Genomic DNA, 16,674 nt, shown 5'->3' with positions numbered 1-16,674 from the left:
AATCAAAAAGACAACTATTTTCGGGATGATCCATGGAAGAAATACAGTTAAAGGTTGAAAAGGCATACCCTATCGACCTTGGAAGAGGAATTATCCGGCTTGACCCTACAGCGCTACTGAAACTTCAACTCTCTCCCGGCGACATTGTAGAAATCAGGGGGAAGAAAAAGACCACGGCAAAGGTATGGAGAGCAGACCGGCAGGATTGGGAACAGGGAATAGTGCGCATTGATAATTTCATCCGGCAGAACGCCGGAGTTTCCATCGGGGAGAAGGTGACCATTAAAAAGGTCGAAGCCCCGGAAGCAAAAAAGCTCATTCTGGCGCTTCCGGAAAGCATGACTCAGGGAGGGCCCGAACTGCAGTTTGGGGAACATGCGAATGAGATCATAAAGCGGCATATCCTGAAAAGGCCTGTGTTCAAGGGAGACATAATTCCGATTATTAATTCGATGTCTCAGCCCATGACCGAGTCCCTGACAACAAGCCAGGTAATTCCCCTGGTTGCTGTTGAGACAGACCCGGCAAATACCATTGTCCTGATAACGGAAGCCACAATTATTGAGCTCCGGAAAAAGCCGGTACAGGGCTACGAAAAAGCAACCAGAGGCGTCACCACTTATGAAGACATAGGAGGGCTTGGCCAGGAGATCATGCGTGTCCGGGAAATGATAGAGATGCCGATGAAACACCCGGAGCTCTTTGCCCACCTCAATATAGAGCCTCCGAAGGGAGTTATCCTCTATGGCCCACCCGGAACCGGAAAGACTTTGATCGCAAAAGCCGTGGCAAATGAATCGGGAGCAAGTTTCCATTACATTGCAGGACCCGAAATCGTTGGGAAGTTCTACGGGGAAAGCGAGGAAAGGCTGAGGAAGATCTTCGAAGAAGCAACTCAGGACGCCCCTTCGGTTATTTTCATTGATGAGATCGACTCCATTGCCCCAAAAAGGGAAAACGTGACAGGAGAAGTGGAAAGGCGTGTTGTTGCCCAGCTCCTTACCCTCCTTGACGGGATGGAAGAAAGAGGACAGGTTGTGGTTATAGGTGCTACCAACCGTGTGGATGCAATCGACCCCGCACTCAGGAGACCGGGGCGTTTTGACAGGGAAATCCATATAGGAGTGCCGGATACCAAGGACAGGTACGAGATCCTGCAGATCCACACCCGGGGCATGCCAATCGAGAAAGACGATGAAATCACGCAAGCGGAGCCCGAGATTGAAGGTGAGATAGCAACCGAGACAGGGGCGGAAACCGAAGTTGAAATTGACGAAGCTGCCATAGAAAGGGAAAAGAAAGAAAAGACAAACCTCTACCTCATGTATCTGGCTGAGAGGACGCAGGGTTTTGTGGGGGCAGACCTTCTGGCTCTCGTGCAGGAAGCGGCAATGCGCTGCCTCAGGGAAAACCTGCCTGACCTTGACCTCGAAAGAGAAACAATTCCTTCCGACCGGCTGGAAAAAATTGTTGTCACCAAGAAGAACTTCGAAGATGCCCTGATGGAAGCCGAACCTTCGGCCCTGAGAGAGATCTTTGTTGAGATGCCTTCGGTTGGCTGGGACGGCGTGGGAGGCCTGGATGAAGCAAAGTATGCGATCATCGAAGCTGTCGAATGGCCTATTAAAAATCCGGAAAAATTTGTCAAGATGGGTATAAAAGCTCCGAAGGGAATACTGCTTTACGGCCCGCCCGGGACGGGAAAGACCCTGATAGCCCAGGCTGTTGCCAGAGAGTCAAATGCCAACTTCATAAGCGTCAAAGGACCGGAGATGTTTTCGAAGTGGCTCGGAGAGTCGGAAAAAGCAATAAGGGAAATCTTCAAGAAAGCAAGGCAGGTCTCTCCCTGTGTTGTCTTCTTTGATGAGATCGACTCCATTGCCGCCATGCAGGGCATGGAATCCACGGACAGCCGGACTTCCGAAAGGGTGCTAAACCAGCTGCTGACCGAAATGGACGGGCTTGAAACCCTCAAAGACGTGGTAATTATTGCCGCAACTAACCGTCCTAACCTGCTTGACCCTGCAATCATGCGCCCCGGACGCTTTGACAGGCTGGTTTACGTTGGGGCGCCCGACCGTAAAGGCAGGATTAAGATCTTTAAGATTCACACAAAGAATACCCCGCTTGCGGAGGACGTGGACCTTGAAAACCTTGCCAATATAACGGAAGGATACGTGGGTGCTGACATAGAAGCAGTATGCAGAGAGGCTGTAATGTTTGCCCTCAGAGAGAACTTCGATGTTGAAGCAATTGAGATGAGGCACTTCAGAGAAGCCCTCAAGAAAGTAAAACCCACAATCAACGAAAACATTGCACAGTTCTATGAGAAGATAGAGGAACAGTTTAAGGGAGGCCAGAGGCCCGCAGAGACAGCCGGATATGTGGGATACAGGTAAATGGTGCAGGTTAAGAGCTTAAATGAGTATGGCTCAATGAGTATGACTCAAATGGGTAACTTTTAAAAGGAAAGAGTTTATAAAGATATAACTTTAAATTGAATAAAATATCAGAAGTAAAAGTATTTAACCTCAAACGCCAGCATTACCCAAATTCCGCATAACACCGAGCACGGAGACCAGATAAGTATGTCTAAAATATTTGCAAGAAACCTCCTCTTCAACAAACAGGTGATGGCTACTGACGGGACGGAGATCGGAACTCTGAGCAATATTGTAGTTGAAATCAAAGGAGGCCGCATTATTGACCTTATGGTCAGCCCCAATCCCACCTTTGATGTTTCAAGATACAAAAAAGAAGATAACTATATCCTGATTCCTTTTGACTCCGTAAGCGCCGTCAAAGATTATATTATAATAGACAAAATGAAAGCAAGGGCATAAATTGAAAAACAGGGAAGGGAAAGAATGAGTTTACTTTCCTTTCATCTTATTTTCATTTTCGTTTCGTATTTCTTTCAGCCCAGAGGGACTCTTCTGTTAATTCCCTAGTTTCGACAGGAAAGTCTTTATTTAACAGACTCTGGGGATCGGGTCCCCGGCGGGGATGTCTACATAACGCATGCCGCCGAAACGGTTTCTCAGGATTACTTCTCCTTTGTTTTCTAGGGTGACTTCTCCGATGAGGGCTGCGTCTTTGCCGTAAGGGTGCTGTCTGAGGAGGGAGAGGACTTTTTCTTCAAAGCCGGCTTTGACTCCTATGATGGCTTTTCCTTCGTTTGCGACTTCGAGGGGGTCAAGGCCAAGCATTTCACAGGCTGCAGTGACAGCGGGCTTGAAGGGGATCAGGTCTTCTTCGAGGAGGATTCCTGCTCCGGCTTTTGCTGCCATTTCGTTGAGGGCGTTTGCAAGTCCGCCGCGGGTCGGGTCTTTCATAGCCGTTATGAGAGGGGTTCCTTCCGGGGTCCGGAGTTTCAGGACAGGTTCTATGAGTTTCCAGAGGGGGGCAGAGTCCGAGGCAAGGTCGGTATCGAAGTCAAAGCCTTCCCTGTGGGCCATAAGAGAGATCCCGTGGTCTCCGATCGTGCCTGTAACAAGTAATTTGTCTCCCGGTTTCAGGCCTGAGTCTCTGATAGGGCTGTCAGTTATGCCGAGGCCTGCCGTGTTCAGGATTATTGAGTCTAGAGCGGTTTTTTCCACGGTCTTGGTGTCGCCTGTAATTATGGGGACCCCTACTTCGGTAGCGGTTTCGTCCATTGTTTTGATTATCTCTTCAAAGTCAAGGATCGGAAAGCCTTCGGGAACTATGACTGCACAGGTAAGGGCAAGGGGTTTTGCTCCCATTACGGTGAGGTCGTTGATGGTGCCTGAAACTGCCAGGCGACCTATATTGGTGTCCGGAAAGAAAGCAGGGGTTATCACATGGCTGTCCGTTGTCAGCACAAGTTCGGAGACAGGGTTAAAGTTTTCAAGCCTGATCGTGGACCCGTCATCAAGGCTTTCAAGCCCTATTGAGCCTGCGCTTTTGTTTCTGAAGTTTTTAAGAATGATTTCTCCTATAAGCGCCTGCATTACCTCTCCGCCTGCGCCGTGTTCCAGAGAAATAGTGTTGGCTTTCATATCCGTTCTCCCTTTCTTTGTGTCCCCGTTTTAATCGCTTTTATTTACCTTACTTTTCCCGGGCTTCCTGTGTTCTTCCTATCCCGAGTTCGATAAAGCCAATCCAGGTTTCAATGCTCTCCCAGTCATGTCTTGAAGTAAGGATGACCGGTATGTCCGGGTTTAAGGAATGGATGTCGTCTCTCATTTTCTCGGCGTCAACGTCAACCGCATGGGCAATGTCAACCTTGTTTATGATGGCAAGTTCCGAAGTTTTGAAAATCATAGGGTGCTTGAGGATGATGTCGTCTCCTTCGGTGACGCTTACCACAACAACCCTGAGGTGCTCTCCAAGTTTGAAGTCCACAGGGCAGATCAGGTTGCCCACGTTTTCAATAATAAGGAGATCGGTATTGTCAAGGTCGACTTCCTCGAGGGCTTTTTCAACCAGCTTTGCGTCAAGGTGGCATTCCTTCCCCGTGTTTACGGGGATTGTCGGAACCCCGAGTTTCCTGAAACGGGAGGCGTCCATATCTGCTATAACGTCACCTGCGATTACTGCTGTTCTGTACTTCTCTTTGAAGTACTTGACCACCTCTTCGATCAGAGTGGTCTTTCCTGACCCTATGGCTCCCATGACATTGACTGAGAATACTCCGTGTTTGTCAAGGTTCTTCCTGTTTTTTTCGGCAACTTTGTCATTTGCCTTGAAGACATCGTGTCCCATGTGGATTACATGCATTAACATAAACATCACTCGGGGTTGTTTGGTTATCTTGATGGAAATCTTGATGGAAATCTTGATGGAAATCTTGATGGAAATCTTGATGGAAAATCCGCTATTGTACTCAATCCGATCCTGCAGAGCAAAGTATAAGCAGATTTACAGATAGACCTTATTTGATAGAGACCTGCTACAGATATACCTTATAATTTATAGGTCTGCTACCTTTTACCACATTTATATATTTGCCTCCCCAAAAGTTCACTTTTCTACTTCTGTCTCAATCTCAATGCTTTTTACGATCAGTTCTCTGCCGCCTATGATACGTGCATTTTTTCCGCATACCGGGCATTCGAACGCTGCAATGTATTCCAGAAGTTCACTTAGTAGTTCGTCGTTCTTTCCGATCTGTGTTTCATCGACAGTGCCTGTATATCCACATTCACACTCCAGGGAGGGTGGGATTTTCTCTACGATGAACTCCGCATTTTCGGCAATGCTCCCTTCGGCAATGGCTTTGAAACAGAAACTAATCTGCTCCGGATTCGTATGGGCAAGCCGCCCCATTTCCAGGATTATATGCCTTACTTCCAGGGCTCCGTGAGCTTTTGCAGTTTCCATTACCTGCTCAAATATCTCACAGGCGATGGAATACTCATGCAAGCTTGCTTCCTCCTTCCCGCGAGTACCTGAACCAGTTGTAGCACATACCTTCCTGGCTGACCATGCAGGGGCCAGCCGGGTTTCTTGGAGTACAGTCTTTCCCGAAGTTGGGACACTGGGAGGGTTTTGCTTTCCCTGTAAGGATCGCTGCACAGATACAGCGCTTCTTATCCTTTTTCTCCGCTTTTGCCCTTATCTCGGCAAGAGAAGCCGAATAAAGATCTTCATGCTTCTTTGAGGCATCTTTTTCTTCATACTCTTGCCTTAGCACGAGCCCTGAATTTTTGATGTTTCCAATGCCCCTCCAATCCGATTCCGATGTCTTGAACACTTCATTCATCATTTTTAGGGCTATCGGGTTTCCTTCGGGTTTTACGACCCTCAGATATCCGTTATCGACCCTTGAAACTCCCTGCTCTATCTGGGTCAGGAGCAGGTTTATCCCGAGGAGTATATCCCTTGCCTCAAACCCGCTTACTGCAACAGGAAAGCCTGTTTTTGCAAGCGGTTCGAAGGGTTTTGTCCCTATGATTGTTGCTACATGTCCCGGGGCGATGAAAGCATCAACAACAGTATCACTTGCAAGAAGCTCAACTGCGGGGGGAGTCTGCTTCTGGGAGACAAGGAGGCTGAAGTTTTCGGGGGGACTTCTCAGAAGGGCTGCTGCATTGGCAGGGACTGTGGTCTCAAAACCGATCCCGAAAAAGACTACTTCGAGCTCAGGTTTTTTGTTTGCGAGGGCTACGGAATCATCAATGCTGTAGACCATCCTTACGTCTGCTCCCTCTGCCTTTGCGTCCAGCAGGCTCTCTGACGATCCTGGAACCCTCATCATATCCCCGAAAGTAACTACAGTTGCTCCGCTTTTCGCAAGAGCAATCGCAATGTCAACGTCTCTTTCGGAGGTGACGCAGACAGGGCATCCGGGACCGCTTATTACTTCGATGTTCTCCGGAAGTGCGCTTCTGAGCCCGTATTTTGCCATAGTCCTTTCATGCGTACCGCATACATGCATTATACGGAGCGAGATTCCTGAGGCCTGAATTCTTTCAAGGAGCTTTTTTTCAATTTCGGGTATTGAAGGCTTTAAAGAAGAGTCCTCGTTTTTCATTTCACTCAGCGTCCGTTTCGTCGGAGACCCCCGGTTCAAAGACATTCGTATCTTCAAGGCCCGATAGCTGCCTGAGGAGGTGCATGGTTTCTTCACTCTCCTCTTTTGAGATTTCAGATATTGCATATCCAACATGTACAAGGACATATTTCCCAAGAAGATCCTCACTGGCACCTCCGAGCAGGTCCATATTTACATCTCTACAGATCCCGCCCATATCAACAGTGGCAGTGTTTTCGTTGACAATGACCTTGATTTTACCAGGAATAGCTATACACATATTACCTCTAAGTTTTTCCCTGTTTTTCTTTTCAAAATCTGATGTTCATGAAATTTAATTTCCAGTGAGCTAAACCCTTTAAAAGGACTGGGCTTTAATGCAGTTACTTACAATTTAAACTGGCTTCAGTCGATTATTCTTATGTGATATATTCAAATACTCAAATTATCTAATGGTACTCGAATTATATTTGGATTTTATTTAAATTAATATCCGTATTCTGTTTGGATAACTCTTATCTGGATTAAATTTGATCTCTGGATTAAATTTGATCTCTGGATTAAATTTGATCTCTGGATTAAATTTGATCTCTGGATTAAATTTGATTGTTCTTTTGAGAATAAATTATTACAATGTTTGTTTTGGGGGTTAGCGAATGGGAAATTGCTCATTACAAAATAGCCCGTTTCCCATATACTCCTTTTTCATTTTGCTCAGACTTCTCGGGGATACAAGTGGGCAATAATAGGCAAGAGTTAGTAAAACAACAGAATACGCCTGGAACTGAAACTCCAGGCTTAAAAATACTTATGATGGCAAATATTATTTCGTACCATTGTATAGTTATCATTTATATTTTTTTGTTTTCCCGGGGATTTATTGATTTTGTATTTATTTTATTTATTGTATCTAAAAAATATCTCCTTTTCAGCCTTATTTTTTCACATTTTAGCTTTAACTTTTCGGGTAGAAAATCCCTTTGAAATGGAAGCGATTCCATCATTTTTTAAGGCTAACCGATAATGTTAATTCGTTTTTCACTTCTTTATTGGGTATATCAATGTTTATTTTTAATTTCATTTAATTATTATATTTTTTATTATATTAAATAAATTCCATTGACAGTATTAATATATTAATTTTTTTGTGTAAAAAACCTTAAATACTATTCCCTCATTGAAAACATTGTTGGTATATTTATATTCACATATATATAATTAATACGCATTTATTCAGATTTTCATTCGTATTAAGATTTGGGCAAAAAACAAGATGTGGTAGAGATGAGTACTGGAATGAAAAACCTTACCCGTACACTGGATAGTTTCGATTTTTTAAAGCTGGACCGGCGTACTTTCATGAAGGCTGTAGGTGCTCTTGGAGCAACTGCTTTTCTTGGCACCTATAAAACAGAGATTGTAAGTGCACTTGAGTTTGCAGAAACCAAGATTATCTGGCTTCACGGTGCTGAATGCACTGGCTGTTCTGAATCCATTTTAAACGGAGGCAATCCTGATATTATTCAGGCAATCAACAAGCTCAATGTCAACATTGCTTATCATGAAACTCTTCTTGCCCAACAGGGGCTTTTTGTGGACGGCGAGCCTGTAAATACCTCTGAACTTAACTCCGAACTTCTCGTTGACGAACTCATCGAAGAAGGCAACTATATCCTTGTCGTCGAAGGCGGAATTGCAAACGGGCCTAATGGTTCGGGGCGTTACTGCGTTATCGGGAACAGGACCTTCAAAGAACTCTTTGAAAAAGCTGCAAAAAATGCCAATGCTATACTTGCAGTCGGAACCTGTGCTACCTATGGAGGAATCACCTGTGCTGACAGCGCCATCGCCGATGTTACGGATTACAGGGGAGTGGCTTTCACAAAGGAAGACAGCTCTAAAGGCATGCTCACAGAGCTCGGGATCCATAAACCCGTAATTAATATCCCAGGCTGTCCTGCACACCCTGACTGGATTCTCCTTACCGTAGGTGCTGTAATCCTTGGCAAGATCAAGGTTCCCGATGACCTTGATACAGTCCTTGACCAGTACGGAAGACCCATTGTCTTTTTCCCAACAGACCACACAGTGCATGAAAACTGCCCGCGCCGTGGCTACTATGACCGCGGAGAGTTCGATGAGCAGATCGGCGGTGAAAAGTGCCTCTGGAAATTAGGCTGCAAAGCTCCTTATTCTCATGCAGATTGTGCCATCCGCCGCTGGAATGGTTCCGTAAGTATGTGTACTCAGGCAGGTTCCCCCTGTATTGCCTGCGTTGAACCCGGCTTCCCTGACTCATCCAGACCTTTCTATGTTGAAGCTGAAGACAAGGGTGTGCTGCTTGGTGCAAACATTGACACATTATCCAAAGCCGCAGTCGGAGCTGCTACCGTCCTTGCCGGCGTACACGCTGTTCGGAGAATGAAAGGGGAGTGAGTAAAAAATGGTAAACGTTACAGTCGACCCCTTAACAAGGATTGAAGGTCATCTTCGCCTTTCCACTGAAGTTGATGCCGATGGTGTCATCAGTGATGCCCAGAGTTCCTGCCTCATGTTCAGAGGCTTTGAACGCATCCTGCAGAACCAGGACCCAAGGGACGCTGCCCTTCTTGTCCAGAGGATCTGCGGGGTCTGTCCTACTTCTCATTCCCTTACCGCTGCCAACGCCCTTGATGACCTCTTCGGGGTGGCTGACACTATTCCAAAAGATGCCCTTGTAGCAAGAAACATTAACCAGGCTCTCAACTTCCTTGCAAGCCACGCAACCCATATCTACATTCTCTGGGGCCCTGACCTTGCAAATCCTGCATATCGGGATGTCCTCACTCCCCTCGGAGAGACCGGAACTGCAGTCTGGAAAGAAATGGTCGGCAGGTTTGCCCCTATCAGCTACAAGATCGATGGGGAATCCGTGCCTGTAGGGTCTTCTTACCTTGCAGCAATTCCTGAAAAGAAACGCCTTCAGGAAGCCATTGCAGTAATTGGCGGCAAAATGCCCCACCAGGTCACATCCTATCCGGGCGGATATACTTACAAGCCAAATATTGCAGATATTGGCAAGCTTTCCTCTTATTATCTCCAGGTAATGGACTTCGTTTCCAGTTACACCCTGAGGGTTCCTTTTGATACCTGGATTGAAAACACCTACAAGGCAAGCTCTCCTCAGAAAGCCGTGAATTTCGTGGTAGAACACCTCACAGGCCTTGTTGACAAATCCGTAACCTCAAATGACTTTTCCAGGGAAGCCGGCTGGGGAGATACGGAGTTCTATGCGGCTTTTGGTTCCGAACTTGTCGGAGAAACCCTGCTTGGGCTTCCTGCAAGCCTTAAACACGATAATATAGGCGGATACAGCGACCCCTCAAAAATCGATTTCCTTGCATATGGTGGCTTCTTCAACCCCGAGAACGGAGACGGGTACGATCCGAGCAGCCCTGCAGGTGACCGCTTCCTGACTTCAGGTATTGTAACCGGAAACCTCGAGTACCAGAACCTCGACGCGAGCAAGATTACAGAGAGTGTTGCTCACGCTTTCTATGAAGATACCGATGACCTCCATCCCTCAAATGGTGAGACAAACCCGTTAACCGATCCTGACGCAATCCGCTTTGACCAGGGTTCCGACAGCAGGTACTCCTGGAGCAAGGCTCCGAGATATGAAGGCATCCCCTGTGAGGTAGGGCCTCTTGCACGTATGCTTGCAGCTAAAGAGCCCCTTGTGACCGGCCTTGCTCTGGCTTTTAATGAGAACGGCTACTCTGCAGCCAACGTCTATACCAGAATGGTGGCTCGCATTCAGGAAACCGCAATTATCGCAAACGAGCTCCTTAAATGGGTAACTGAAGATTACGACCCGAACGGCAGGATCGCTGTTGATACTGATCTTTCGATGGCCAAGGACTCTACGGGAATGGGCCTCTGGGAAGCTCCGCGCGGGGCTCTCGGGCACTGGGTCTCCACTGACAGCAACTCAAAGGTCATTAACTATCAGCCGGTTGTTCCGAGTACCTGGAACCTCTCTCCAAGAGACAGTGCAGGTGTCCCCGGACCTCTTGAGCAGTCCCTTATAGGGGCAAAGATCAATGCCGTAGAAAATTCTCTTGGTGTCAATTACACCAATCCTGTTAACATCCTTCATATCGGTAGGTCCTATGACCCCTGCGTTTCATGCGCGGTTCACACCATTGACCTTACCGGGAAAAATACTCCACGTACTTTAAGAATAGTATAAGGAGGCGATCCAGAATGAAACCCAAAGACAACCCGATGGTTGTTGAGCGTTATACCGTCCTTGACCGGACGGCTCATACCATACACGCTGCGGCGATGCTGTTGCTCATCATTACCGGGTTTAAAATCTACGCAGGCTGGGACTTCATGAGTTTCCATAATGCCCGCGCCCTTCACATGATCGCGGTTCCTGCCCTGCTTGCAGTGAACTGGATCCTTATTCCGTACAACATCTTCTCTGCAACCGAAGGTGGGGTTCAGGAAAAAATCGCACATTTCATGGACCATTATGTCTTTGGCCCTGAAGATGCCAAGCGCCTGAAGGCAATAATTCTCAATTTCTTCGGAAAGGGTGAGTACCCCGCATTCACCATTTATGATGAGGTGTCGGGACACTATAAGACCAAACTCCACCCCTTAATGAAGATCCTTATCGTGCTTGAAGGCACCGCCATCTTTGTGATCGCCGTTTCAGGCATTGTCATTTACAGGCTTGACTGGGCGCTCTTAGGACTCCCGATAGGGTCATGGATCCTTTCGGCAGGAGACCTGGTTGCACCTGCTTTCAATATGTCTTCCCTGCAGTTTTACAGGGCTCTCCACCTGTTAATGACTTATTTTTTTGTCTTTGAACTGGTTGTTCACGTGGGTATCCTTGAGTTTAACCCGCATGTCTGGAAGCACCACAAGACAATCTTCTGGTCCGGAAAAGAGGACCTTTCAGATTCCCGCTACGCAGAAATCGTTAAACCCAAACCAAAACACCTTCCTGACAGCGAGCTCTGGCACGACTCGTCAGAAAAGGCTCCTGAAGCCTTAAAGGAGTAATTTCCGGAATAAATCGGTAAACCGTAATATGGGCATGTTCGAAAAAAACGGAAAAATCTGTAAGGCAGATGTATGATTTAAAACCAATAGCACCTTAAAAGTGAGAATATGCCTATATTACATGCTCCTGTGAGGGTTCTGGGCTGTGGAAGCCCGCTGATGGGGGACGACGGAATTGGCCTGAAAGTTATCGAAGCCCTTAAAAAAACGGAACTTGACGGACTTGACGGGCTTGATATCGCGGATGCCGGGGTCTGTGGACTTGATCTCCTGAACCTGCTCGACGGGGCAAGCAAAGTCATAATCGTCGATGCAGTCCTGACCGGCAACCGGAAAGGTTCGGTACACCGCATCGAAGGCGGGGACCTGATAGAGGGCACTGAGCTTCACACCCTGGTCTCGGTTCATGATCTCACAATTACCGATGTGTTGAGAATTGGAGAGCAGGTGCAGCACCTTCCGGAAATCGTGGTAATAGGGATAGAGATCGGAGAGCTGGCTACTGAATTCTCCAGGGATATCAGTCCTGAAGTCCTCGGGGCTGTGGATGAAGCTATAAGGCTTATCAGGAAAGAGATCTCTTCTCTACTTTGACCTTTTTTGTTTTTGTTTACTCCGGTACCCAGTTACTGTAGAGATACCACTCCAGTAAAGCCGTATCGCTATCGGTTTCTATGTCAAATCTCCAGTCAAGTGGCTCTTTACCAGCTATGGAAAACTCGAAATCGGCAGCGTCTTGAGCTTGAATCGTGGCACCCTGGGATTCTCCATTCTCGGCTTTTATCCGGATAGTTGACGCATGGACATGGAGATTTTTTACCTTAAAGTGCATCGATTGACCACCCTGAATTTCAAGGTAACTATCCTCGTTCCATATCCCTGAAGAGTGGAATTTGCGGCCCTGGCTGTTAACCGGGGGGATTTCCGGAGTCACAGGTGCAGCGAAAGGTGCAGTTGAAGGCGGCTTTGTTTTGACATGCCTGAGGGTATGTTCTGGTCTGGCCGAAACTTCCCGTACCGATGGAACAGGGGGTACGTGTACTTCTTTGACCGGGGGTAAAGGTTTAAGGCCCGGAACTGCCTCCACAGACGGAACTTTTGGTTCCTTTACAGGCGGGACGGGAGGTACTTTCGGCTCAACTGGGGATTCTCCCTCCAGTCTAACTGTAGACGCCCTTGGTGACCTGACCGGAGATTCCGGTTTTAATGGAGTTGAAATCTTTGACATCTGAGGTTCCGTTGATGGTGAAGTCGAAGGCTCCGGGGGTCCGGTGTAAAATTCTGAGTCAAGGTTGCCTATAGTCTCTGCTCCTATTATACCATCAACTTTCAACCTTCGCGCTTCCTGGTAACTTCTGACAGCTATCTCGGTTTCGCCTCCAAAGACGCCATTGGCTCCGACTTTTGGCACGGGAATACCAAGAATCATCAGAGCTTCCTGAACTTTCTTCACTGCAGAACCGCTGTCTCCTCTTTGAAGAACCCTTTCGTTGTCATAGCAAGCCTGCAAAACCTCGTCGCCTGCAAATATCCGCGACTTTAAATCGTGACCGTCCCCAATAGTCATATCATACCCCACTTGATGAATTCTATCTCATGATATGTAGTGTATCTTGTTTTTTTCTATATTAACTACAAATACTAAATTTAAAATTTCAATATATATCTCAATATATAAAATAGATATTAAAATATATAAATCTTTAGAAAAACTATATTTATTTTAACTGTAGTCGGGATATTTCGACAAATTGAAAAGCAAATCTAATAGGTAACGGAATAAGTAATAGACTACAGGATGGCGGTAATATATCCGTATGTCAGGTTAAAGAAGAATTCTTTTAAATTTGATATATTTGTAAATATTCTTTCTAATTAATATTTAATTTTCTTCAGAACTTATCCGCGTAAGAGCTGGGAGAGGTATAGTTTTCCCATCGAACCGGTGGACGAAAACCAGGAACTCGAAAAAAGTTATCTTCGATCTCTGGGGCTTAACAGGTTATTCAAGGCTGAAATAGGCTTTTCCATAATAGTCTTTTAATACAATAGCGTCTTTTTCTTATTATATCTCTATATAAAGAAATATTAATTATTCCGGGGGAAGCCGAACGAGTGAAGAATCTTTACTTGAAAAGTTTAAAAATCTCGACTTCATGAAAATGGACCGTCGGACTTTTATAAAAGCCGTCGGGGTACTGGGAGCTTCGCTGTTTTTGCAGACCTATAAAAGTGATCTGGCAAAAGCCCTTGAACTTTCTGAAACTAAAGTATTGTGGCTCCATGGGGTAGAGTGTAGCGGTTGCAGCATATCAATGCTTGACGGAGGGACACCCGATATCGTAGAACTGCTCCAATATTTAAACCTCAATCTGCTCTATCAGGAAATCCTGATGATGCAGCAGGGAATTTTCGTAGACGGAAAACCTGCAAATACCAGTGATCTGAACTCTGAGCTCCTGCTGGATGAGATTCTGGAAAATGAAAAAGGATATGTTTTTATTTCTGAAGGTGGAGTCCCGAACGGGCCTGATGGTACGGGTAAATATCTGGTAATCGGAGGCAGGACATATAAGGAAGTTTACGAGAAAGCTGCAAAAAACGCCTCGGTAATTATAGCAATCGGGCAATGTGCTACTAACAGTGGAGTAAATGCTGCGAAAAGTGATGTCAAAGAACTTCTTGACCACCGTGGGATCGCTTTTACGATGGAAGATTCTTCAAAAGGAATCATTGATCTGCTCGGAATTGATAAACCGGTTATCAACATTAACGGCTGTCCTGCTCACCCCGACTGGGTATTTCTGACAATAAGCGCGGTTGTCCTGGGAAAAATCAAGGTGCCTGATGATCTCCCTTACGTGCTGGACAGATGGAACCGACCGAAAGTTTTCTTCCCTCCGGATCATGTTATACACGACAACTGCCCACGCCGCGGATATTATGACCGCGGGGAGCTTGACCTGACAGTAGGCGGACCGAATTGCCTCTGGAAACTGGGGTGTAAAGGGCCGTATACCCATGCTGATTGTGCCACTCGTCACTGGAACGGACACCAATCTTTCTGTCCGCAGGCAGGGTCTCCCTGTATAGGCTGCGTACAGCCGGGGTTCCCGGACAGTACCAGGCCCTTTTTCGTGGAAAGTGAAGATGCCGGAATTGTCGGGACGCATCTTGATACTGTGGCAGGTGTGGCAATAGGAGGGGCACTTCTTGCTGCAGGTGTCCACGCTTTAAGAAGGACTGTTTTGAAAAAACCTGGGGAAAAAGAGGAAGTTGCGGAAGAGAATATTTCCGGGAAGACCGGAGGTGAAAAGTAATGGTACAGGTAACCGTAGATCCCCTTTCCAGAATTGAAGGACATTATAGGATTAATACTGAAGTCGATGGAGACGGCGTGATTACCGATGCCCAGAGCAGTGCTCTGCTCCTTAGAGGTTTTGAGAAATTTCTTATGAATCAAGACCCGAGAGATGCGGCCCTTTTAACCCAGAGGATCTGCGGGGTCTGTCCGGTTAGCCACAGCATAGCTGCAGCAAATGCTCTGGATGAACTCTTCGGAGTAGTCGAAGAAGTACCCCAAACTGCTCTTGTGATGAGAAATATTCATCAGGGTCTGAATTTCATAGCCAGTCACGCAGCCCACATCTATATACTCTGGGGCCCTGACCTTGCAAACCCGGCTTATCATGATATCCTCATGCAATACGGAGATACGGGAAATGCAGTGTGGGGAGAGTTGGCCGGACGTTTTATGCCTATAGTAAATCAGTTTAACGGAATACGTTATCCTGCCGGATCTTCTTACCTCGGTGCCATCGGGGAACAGCGTAATATGCATGATGCCATTTCTCTTGTTGCAGGCAAAATGCCTCATGCCGTTTTACAGCATGTAGGAGGAGTTGTTTATTCCCCGACGATTGCAGATATCAATGAGCTTGCAGCTTATGTTGAAAAAACTGCGAAGTTTGTTGAGGCATTTACTCTTGGGCTCTCTCCCGACACCTGGATTGAAAATACTTACAAAGCTTCTTCTCCGCAAAAAGCTGTCAATTTCGTCTTGGAACGCCTGCAGGAGCTTCTGGATAATTCCCTTGTGAGCAATGACTTCTCCCACTCCTCTGGCTGGGGAGATGTTCCTCTTTTTGCAGCTTTTGGCTCGGAACTGGTCGGAGAACAGCTTCTCGGGCTGCCCATCAGTATGAAAATGGACCGGGCAGGAGCTTATCCTGATCCAGATAAGATAGGTTTTCTTTCTTACGGAGTTTTCTTCAAGCCTGAAAATGGGGATGGGTATGACCCCACAAGCCCTGCTGATGACAGGGTTATCCCATCCGGGTATATGAACGGAAATCTGGAACTTGAAGAATTCGACTACAGAATAATCTCTGAAAGCATTAATCACTCTTTCTACATTGACGAGGAAGGAGACCGTCCTCCATGGAACGGAGTTACGGTTCCTGAAAGGGATCCTGACAAAATCGATTACACAAAAGGTTCGGAAAGCCGTTATTCCTGGGCAAAGGCCCCTAATTATGGGGGTATTCCCTGTGAAGTCGGGCCGCTTGCCCGCCTCATGATTATGGGAGAGCCCCTTACAACCGGACTGGTTCAGGCTTTCCGGGAAAACGGCTATTCTCCCGTAAACAACTATACCCGCATGATAGCAAGGATGCAGGAGGTCCTTGTAATGATATCCGAACTGATGAAATGGATTTTGCAGGATCTTGAGGCGGGGGCAAAGGTGGCAGTGCACACCGATCTTTCGATGGCAAAGAATTCGACAGGAATGGGCCTGTGGGAAGCTCCTAGAGGAGCTCTGGGGCACTGGATTGCTACAGGTTCGGATTCGATGGTTACCCTGTATCAGGCCGTGGTTCCGAGTACCTGGAACCTTGCTCCTCGGAATTCACGGGGAATTCCCGGTCCTGTTGAGCAGGCCCTCATAGGCACAAAAATCTCGGCTGCGGAAAATGCCCTGGGTGTTGACTATGCAAACCCTCTCGGGATTTTACATACGGGTCGCTCCTATGATCCCTGCCTTGCCTGTGCGGTCCATACAATCGACAGAACCGGAAAGCATCCGGAGCATACTATCAGGGTGCTTTAAGGGGGAATTG

General features: G+C 46.8%; 15 protein-coding genes. 8 read left to right on the top strand and 7 right to left on the bottom strand.

Translation table 11 applies throughout. The features are described 5' to 3' along the window. Positions 1 to 32: 32 nt before the first annotated feature. Entirely contained in the window at positions 33 to 2,399 is a 2,367-nt protein-coding gene (locus MSSIT_RS05760; RefSeq protein ID WP_048170756.1) for a CDC48 family AAA ATPase, read from the top strand. A gap of 189 nt (positions 2,400 to 2,588) precedes the next feature. Beyond that, positions 2,589 to 2,843: a PRC-barrel domain-containing protein gene (locus MSSIT_RS05755; protein ID WP_048170754.1), complete on the top strand. Its 255-nt coding sequence runs from the start codon at positions 2,589 to 2,591 to the stop codon at positions 2,841 to 2,843. Positions 2,844 to 2,972: 129 nt separating this feature from the next. Here MSSIT_RS05755 and hypE read toward each other — a convergent pair whose 3' ends face one another. The 6 genes from hypE to MSSIT_RS22935 form a co-directional block, all read right to left on the bottom strand. After that, entirely contained in the window at positions 2,973 to 4,019 is a 1,047-nt protein-coding gene (hypE, locus tag MSSIT_RS05750) for a hydrogenase expression/formation protein HypE (protein ID WP_048170752.1), read from the bottom strand. A gap of 49 nt (positions 4,020 to 4,068) precedes the next feature. Then, positions 4,069 to 4,740: a hydrogenase nickel incorporation protein HypB gene (gene hypB, locus MSSIT_RS05745; RefSeq protein WP_048174546.1), complete on the bottom strand. Its 672-nt coding sequence runs from the start codon at positions 4,738 to 4,740 to the stop codon at positions 4,069 to 4,071. Between the two features lie 243 nt (positions 4,741 to 4,983). Beyond that, positions 4,984 to 5,385 (bottom strand): hydrogenase maturation nickel metallochaperone HypA, encoded by a 402-nt coding sequence (hypA, locus tag MSSIT_RS05740; RefSeq protein ID WP_048170750.1) that lies wholly within the window; start codon positions 5,383 to 5,385, stop codon positions 4,984 to 4,986. Further along, the gene (gene hypD / locus MSSIT_RS05735) at positions 5,378 to 6,541 is read right to left on the bottom strand and encodes a hydrogenase formation protein HypD (protein WP_231590437.1); all 1,164 of its coding nucleotides are present in this window, start codon (positions 6,539 to 6,541) and stop codon (positions 5,378 to 5,380) included. Before hypD ends, hypA begins: the two co-directional genes overlap by 8 nt. Then, positions 6,498 to 6,776: a HypC/HybG/HupF family hydrogenase formation chaperone gene (locus MSSIT_RS05730; RefSeq protein ID WP_048170747.1), complete on the bottom strand. Its 279-nt coding sequence runs from the start codon at positions 6,774 to 6,776 to the stop codon at positions 6,498 to 6,500. The genes hypD and MSSIT_RS05730 overlap by 44 nt, the downstream gene beginning before the upstream one ends. A gap of 571 nt (positions 6,777 to 7,347) precedes the next feature. Continuing rightward, positions 7,348 to 7,500 carry a hypothetical protein gene (locus MSSIT_RS22935; protein WP_156158798.1) on the bottom strand — a complete coding sequence of 51 codons (153 nt, stop codon included), beginning with the start codon at positions 7,498 to 7,500 and terminating at the stop codon, positions 7,348 to 7,350. 280 nt (positions 7,501 to 7,780) lie between these two features. Here MSSIT_RS22935 and MSSIT_RS05725 point away from each other — a divergent pair, with 280 nt between their 5' ends. From MSSIT_RS05725 to MSSIT_RS05710, 4 genes are all read left to right on the top strand, one after another. Next, positions 7,781 to 8,932, top strand: a complete 1,152-nt coding sequence (locus tag MSSIT_RS05725; protein WP_197080370.1) for a hydrogenase small subunit — start codon at positions 7,781 to 7,783, stop codon at positions 8,930 to 8,932. Between the two features lie 7 nt (positions 8,933 to 8,939). Then, positions 8,940 to 10,727, top strand: coding sequence for a nickel-dependent hydrogenase large subunit (locus MSSIT_RS05720; RefSeq protein ID WP_048170745.1), 1,788 nt, complete (start codon positions 8,940 to 8,942; stop codon positions 10,725 to 10,727). Between the two features lie 14 nt (positions 10,728 to 10,741). Continuing rightward, positions 10,742 to 11,554 (top strand): formate dehydrogenase subunit gamma, encoded by an 813-nt coding sequence (locus MSSIT_RS05715; protein WP_048170743.1) that lies wholly within the window; start codon positions 10,742 to 10,744, stop codon positions 11,552 to 11,554. A 108-nt stretch (positions 11,555 to 11,662) separates the two neighbouring features. Then, positions 11,663 to 12,148, top strand: a complete 486-nt coding sequence (locus tag MSSIT_RS05710; RefSeq protein WP_048170739.1) for a hydrogenase maturation protease — start codon at positions 11,663 to 11,665, stop codon at positions 12,146 to 12,148. 16 nt (positions 12,149 to 12,164) lie between these two features. On the opposite strand, the gene MSSIT_RS05705 is transcribed toward MSSIT_RS05710, so the two are convergent. Further along, positions 12,165 to 13,121 (bottom strand): peptidoglycan-binding domain-containing protein, encoded by a 957-nt coding sequence (locus tag MSSIT_RS05705; RefSeq protein ID WP_048170737.1) that lies wholly within the window; start codon positions 13,119 to 13,121, stop codon positions 12,165 to 12,167. Between the two features lie 589 nt (positions 13,122 to 13,710). Here MSSIT_RS05705 and MSSIT_RS05700 point away from each other — a divergent pair. Both MSSIT_RS05700 and MSSIT_RS05695 read left to right on the top strand, forming a co-directional pair. Then, entirely contained in the window at positions 13,711 to 14,874 is a 1,164-nt protein-coding gene (locus tag MSSIT_RS05700) for a hydrogenase small subunit (protein WP_048170735.1), read from the top strand. Continuing rightward, the gene (locus MSSIT_RS05695) at positions 14,874 to 16,664 is read left to right on the top strand and encodes a nickel-dependent hydrogenase large subunit (protein WP_048170733.1); all 1,791 of its coding nucleotides are present in this window, start codon (positions 14,874 to 14,876) and stop codon (positions 16,662 to 16,664) included. The genes MSSIT_RS05700 and MSSIT_RS05695 overlap by 1 nt, the downstream gene beginning before the upstream one ends. The last annotated feature ends 10 nt before the right edge of the window (positions 16,665 to 16,674 follow it).

It is taken from the genome of Methanosarcina siciliae T4/M (genome assembly GCF_000970085.1).
In the GTDB taxonomy this organism is placed as follows: domain Archaea; phylum Halobacteriota; class Methanosarcinia; order Methanosarcinales; family Methanosarcinaceae; genus Methanosarcina; species Methanosarcina siciliae.
The sequence above is the reverse complement of the archived record's forward strand: the minus strand, read 5'-3'. Positions and strand labels throughout refer to the sequence as shown.